Origin of the sequence: Micrococcus sp. MS-ASIII-49 (assembly GCF_000946635.1) — a bacterium.
In the GTDB taxonomy this organism is placed as follows: Bacteria; Actinomycetota; Actinomycetes; order Actinomycetales; family Micrococcaceae; genus Micrococcus; species Micrococcus luteus.
On record NZ_JXSP01000167.1, the window covers coordinates 1 to 5,980 of the forward strand.

The 5,980-nt window shown below is 56.1% G+C and carries 3 rRNA genes; all 3 read left to right on the forward strand.

The window, feature by feature from the left end:
• The first annotated feature begins 593 nt into the window (after window positions 1-593).
• The 3 genes from SJ20_RS10765 to rrf all read left to right on the forward strand — a co-directional run bounded on the left by SJ20_RS10765 (window position 594) and on the right by rrf (window position 5,956).
• Window positions 594-2,116, forward strand: a 16S ribosomal RNA gene (locus SJ20_RS10765).
• Window positions 2,117-2,555: 439 nt separating this feature from the next.
• Window positions 2,556-5,647: ribosomal RNA gene (locus SJ20_RS10770) — 23S ribosomal RNA — on the forward strand.
• A 192-nt stretch (window positions 5,648-5,839) separates the two neighbouring features.
• Window positions 5,840-5,956: ribosomal RNA gene (gene rrf / locus SJ20_RS10775) — 5S ribosomal RNA — on the forward strand.
• The 16S, 23S and 5S rRNA genes sit together here, the layout of an rRNA operon.
• Window positions 5,957-5,980: the final 24 nt, after the last annotated feature.

The following is a 5,980-nucleotide window of genomic DNA, read 5'->3' on the forward strand; positions in this document are numbered from 1 at the left end:
TTCGTGTGTAGAGTTCCATCTCGTGCTCAAGACGCCGACCGGGTGACCGGGAGGCGGGGTGAAGAACACAGAATCCGCGGATTCGTGCCGAGAATGGCAGGTCCAGGGCGGGTGGTGCTCACCGGGTGCGCGGCCGGCAGTGATGCGGGTCGGGATTCCTGAAGAAGATGATCTGGTTTGACAGCCGGGAATCATGTGGTAAGCTTTTCAAGGCCTTCCACGTGGATGGTCCGGTGAGTGTCTGGCCCTGCGGAAGCGGAGTTGACATTGTCGGATCGCGTGGTAAGGTTTTCTAGCCCGACCATGTGAACGGACGGTGAATGCTTCGGACACGGAGTTGACACGGTCGAAACGGATGGTCTAGGATGGAGAAGTTGCTCCAGAGCGAAACGGCCCGCGGAGCGGGTCGCTGAAGCTGGAAGCGCCTGTTGTTTGAGAACTCAATAGTGTGCCAAGTTTGTTGATGCCAATTGTTTTAACACATATTGGTTGATCATCGCCTGCCACCCCCGTGGTGTGGTGATGGTCTGCTAGGTATTGAATGGATGTCGTGGTGGTTATTTCCGGCTGCCACGGTGTTGTTCTGTAATTTTTTTACGGAGAGTTTGATCCTGGCTCAGGATGAACGCTGGCGGCGTGCTTAACACATGCAAGTCGAACGATGAAGCCCAGCTTGCTGGGTGGATTAGTGGCGAACGGGTGAGTAACACGTGAGTAACCTGCCCTTAACTCTGGGATAAGCCTGGGAAACTGGGTCTAATACCGGATAGGAGCGCCTACCGCATGGTGGGTGTTGGAAAGATTTATCGGTTTTGGATGGACTCGCGGCCTATCAGCTTGTTGGTGAGGTAATGGCTCACCAAGGCGACGACGGGTAGCCGGCCTGAGAGGGTGACCGGCCACACTGGGACTGAGACACGGCCCAGACTCCTACGGGAGGCAGCAGTGGGGAGTATTGCACAATGGGCGCAAGCCTGATGCAGCGACGCCGCGTGAGGGATGACGGCCTTCGGGTTGTAAACCTCTTTCAGTAGGGAAGAAGCGAAAGTGACGGTACCTGCAGAAGAAGCACCGGCTAACTACGTGCCAGCAGCCGCGGTAATACGTAGGGTGCGAGCGTTATCCGGAATTATTGGGCGTAAAGAGCTCGTAGGCGGTTTGTCGCGTCTGTCGTGAAAGTCCGGGGCTTAACCCCGGATCTGCGGTGGGTACGGGCAGACTAGAGTGCAGTAGGGGAGACTGGAATTCCTGGTGTAGCGGTGGAATGCGCAGATATCAGGAGGAACACCGATGGCGAAGGCAGGTCTCTGGGCTGTAACTGACGCTGAGGAGCGAAAGCATGGGGAGCGAACAGGATTAGATACCCTGGTAGTCCATGCCGTAAACGTTGGGCACTAGGTGTGGGGACCATTCCACGGTTTCCGCGCCGCAGCTAACGCATTAAGTGCCCCGCCTGGGGAGTACGGCCGCAAGGCTAAAACTCAAAGGAATTGACGGGGGCCCGCACAAGCGGCGGAGCATGCGGATTAATTCGATGCAACGCGAAGAACCTTACCAAGGCTTGACATGTTCTCGATCGCCGTGGAGATACGGTTTCCCCTTTGGGGCGGGTTCACAGGTGGTGCATGGTTGTCGTCAGCTCGTGTCGTGAGATGTTGGGTTAAGTCCCGCAACGAGCGCAACCCTCGTTCCATGTTGCCAGCACGTAATGGTGGGGACTCATGGGAGACTGCCGGGGTCAACTCGGAGGAAGGTGAGGACGACGTCAAATCATCATGCCCCTTATGTCTTGGGCTTCACGCATGCTACAATGGCCGGTACAATGGGTTGCGATACTGTGAGGTGGAGCTAATCCCAAAAAGCCGGTCTCAGTTCGGATTGGGGTCTGCAACTCGACCCCATGAAGTCGGAGTCGCTAGTAATCGCAGATCAGCAACGCTGCGGTGAATACGTTCCCGGGCCTTGTACACACCGCCCGTCAAGTCACGAAAGTTGGTAACACCCGAAGCCGGTGGCCTAACCCTTGTGGGGGGAGCCGTCGAAGGTGGGACCAGCGATTGGGACTAAGTCGTAACAAGGTAGCCGTACCGGAAGGTGCGGCTGGATCACCTCCTTTCTAAGGAGCATTAGTGCCCGTTGCATCACCGCGTGTGTGATGGCGGGTTGCTCATGGGTGGAACATCAATGAATGGTGCCAGTGGTGGTGCCGGCAGTGCTCGAGTACGTCATGCCTTTGCGGGTGTGGTTGGAATGGGTGGTGTTGGTGGCTGCGAGCTGGTGTTGGCACACTGTTGGGTCCTGGAACAGCAGGCACCCTGATCTGTGAGGGTTGGGGTTGTTGTTTCTGGTCTCCGTATCTTGTGAAGCTGGCCTGTGTGGTTGGTGGATGGGGTGTGGGTTGTTGTTTGAGAACTGCATAGTGGACGCGAGCATCTTATTTTTTTTGTTGCTGCATCGTTGATCGCACTGTCCCCCCTGGGGTGGTGTGTGAGGTGTGGTGATGCCGAGAATGACATCTTAGTTAGATATTGCTCATTTGAGGACTTTCATTGTGTGTGAAAGTTTCCAAGGGCGCATGGTGGATGCCTTGGCAACAGGAGCCGAAGAAGGACGTGGGAATCTACGATAAGCCTGGTGGAGTCGATAACCGGACGTTGAGACCAGGATTTCCGAATGGGGAAACCCCGCACGACGTGTCGTGTGACCCCCGGTTGAACACATAGACCGGGTGGAGGGAACGTGGGGAAGTGAAACATCTCAGTACCCACAGGAAGAGAAAACAAAAGTGATTCCGTTAGTAGTGGCGAGCGAACGCGGATGGGGCTAAACCGTATGTGTGTGATACCCGGCAGGGGTTGCATGTGCGGTGTTGTGGGCCCCTCCTTGTCATGTCTGCCGGCATGGCGCAGTGAGGTGCGGGCATATAGACGAACCAGTGTGGATGCTGGACCGTAGAGGGTGAGAGTCCCGTAGTCGAAATGTGTTCCGCCGCTGTTGGAGGGTTGCCCGAGTAGCACGGGGCCCGAGGAATCCCGTGTGAATCTGCCAGGACCACCTGGTAAGCCTGAATACTACCTGTTGACCGATAGCGGATCAGTACCGTGAGGGAATGGTGAAAAGTACCCCGGGAGGGGAGTGAAATAGTACCTGAAACCATGTGCCTACAAACCGTTGGAGCCTCCTTGTGGGGTGACAGCGTGCCTTTTGAAGAATGAGCCTGCGAGTTAGTGATACGTGGCGAGGTTAACCCGTGTGGGGAAGCCGTAGCGAAAGCGAGTCTGAATAGGGCGATTGAGTCGCGTGTCCTAGACCCGAAGCGGAGTGATCTACCCATGGCCAGGTTGAAGCGCGTGTAAGAGCGCGTGGAGGACCGAACCCACTTCAGTTGAAAATGGAGGGGATGAGCTGTGGGTAGGGGTGAAAGGCCAATCAAACTCCGTGATAGCTGGTTCTCCCCGAAATGCATTTAGGTGCAGCGTCACGTGTTTCTTCCCGGAGGTAGAGCTACTGGATGGACGATGGGCCCTACAAGGTTACTGACTTCAGCCAAACTCCGAATGCCGGGAAGTGAGAGCGTGGCAGTGAGACTGTGGGGGATAAGCTTCATAGTCGAGAGGGAAACAGCCCAGACCACCGGTTAAGGCCCCTAAGCGTGTGCTAAGTGGGAAAGGATGTGGAGTTGCTGAGACAACCAGGAGGTTGGCTTAGAAGCAGCCACCCTTGAAAGAGTGCGTAATAGCTCACTGGTCAAGTGATTCCGCGCCGACAATGTAGCGGGGCTCAAGTACACCGCCGAAACCGTGGCATTCAGTTTTGCTGGATGGGTAGGGGAGCGTCGTTCACGAGGTGAAGCCAGCGGGTAACTTCTGGTGGATTGTGGACGAGTGAGAATGCAGGCATGAGTAGCGAAAGACGGGTGAGAAACCCGTCCGCCGGATGACTAAGGGTTCCAGGGTCAAGCTAATCTGCCCTGGGTAAGTCGGGACCTAAGGCGAGGCCGACAGGCGTAGTCGATGGACAACGGGTTGATATTCCCGTACCAGTGAAGAACCGTCCATGTTGAGCCGGTGATACTAACCGCCCGAACCATCCCGAACCCCGTCTTTGACGGGGTCGGTGATGGGGAGCGCGGGACCTGAACCGGGGAGGCAAGCGCATTAACAGGTGTGACGCAGGAAGGTAGCCGGGCCGGGCAATGGAAATGACCTGGTCTAAGGGTGTAGGGCTGCCGGTAGGTAAATCCGCCGGCTGTATGCCTGAGACCTGATGGGCGCCCACATGGTGGGTGATCCGGTGATCCTATGCTGCCTAGAAAAGCATCGGCGTGAGGTTCAAACTGCCCGTACCCTAAACCGACACAGGTGGTCAGGTAGAGAATACTAAGGCGATCGAGAGAATCATGGTTAAGGAACTCGGCAAAATGCCCCCGTAACTTCGGGAGAAGGGGGGCCCCAACCTTGAGCACCACGTGCTGGTGTGAGGGGATCGGGGCCGCAGAGACCAGGGGGAAGCGACTGTTTATCAAAAACACAGGTCCATGCGAAGTCGTAAGACGATGTATATGGACTGACTCCTGCCCGGTGCTGGAAGGTTAAGGGGACCCGTTAGCTTCGGCGAAGCGGAGAACTTAAGCCCCAGTAAACGGCGGTGGTAACTATAACCATCCTAAGGTAGCGAAATTCCTTGTCGGGTAAGTTCCGACCTGCACGAATGGAGTAACGACTTCCCCGCTGTCTCAACCATGAACTCGGCGAAATTGCATTACGAGTAAAGATGCTCGTTACGCGCAGAAGGACGGAAAGACCCCGTGACCTTTACTATAGTTTGGTATTGGTATTCGGTGTGACTTGTGTAGGATAGGTGGGAGACTGTGAAGCGGGCACGCCAGTGTTCGTGGAGTCGCCGTTGAAATACCACTCTGGTCACTCTGGATATCTAACTTCGGCCCGTGATCCGGGTCAGGGACAGTGCCTGATGGGTAGTTTAACTGGGGCGGTTGCCTCCTAAAATGTAACGGAGGCGCCCAAAGGTTCCCTCAGCCTGGTTGGCAATCAGGTGTCGAGTGCAAGTGCACAAGGGAGCTTGACTGTGAGAGTGGCAGCTCGAGCAGGGACGAAAGTCGGGACTAGTGATCCGGCGGCTCGTTGTGGAACGGCCGTCGCTCAACGGATAAAAGGTACCTCGGGGATAACAGGCTGATCTTGCCCAAGAGTCCATATCGACGGCATGGTTTGGCACCTCGATGTCGGCTCGTCGCATCCTGGGGCTGGAGTAGGTCCCAAGGGTTGGGCTGTTCGCCCATTAAAGCGGTACGCGAGCTGGGTTCAGAACGTCGTGAGACAGTTCGGTCCCTATCCTCTGCGCGCGTTGGAAATTTGAGAAGGTCTGTCCTTAGTACGAGAGGACCGGGACGGACGAACCTCTGGTATGTCAGTTGTACCGCCAGGTGCATGGCTGATTAGCTACGTTCGGGATGGATAACCGCTGAAAGCATCTAAGCGGGAAGCCGGCTTCGAGATGAGATTTCCTTGCCCCTTTGAGGGTGTGAGGCCCCCAGCTAGAACACTGGGTTGATAGGCTGGATGTGGAAGCGAGGACTGAAGACTCGTGAAGCTGACCAGTACTAATAGGCCGATGACTTACACACACTCTTATCCTATTGCTTGCTTCAAGGTGATGGGTGGGTGTTCGCGTCCACTGTGCGGTTGTCTGATTGCAACCGGCTGTCTGCTTGTTGGTGGGTGGTTGGGGTGTTTTGAGTTGAATAGTGTCACTGTTGTGTGACCCGTAGGTTTCCCTGCTGTTGCCCGTGTTGAGGGTGGTGGTGTGGGGTTAGGGTTACGGCGGTCATAGCGTGGGGGAAACGCCCGGTTCCATTCCGAACCCGGAAGCTAAGGCCCACAGCGCCGATGGTACTGCAGCCGGGAGGTTGTGGGAGAGTAGGTCGCCGCCGGACATTCTTTGAGGGAGGGCCTCGCAC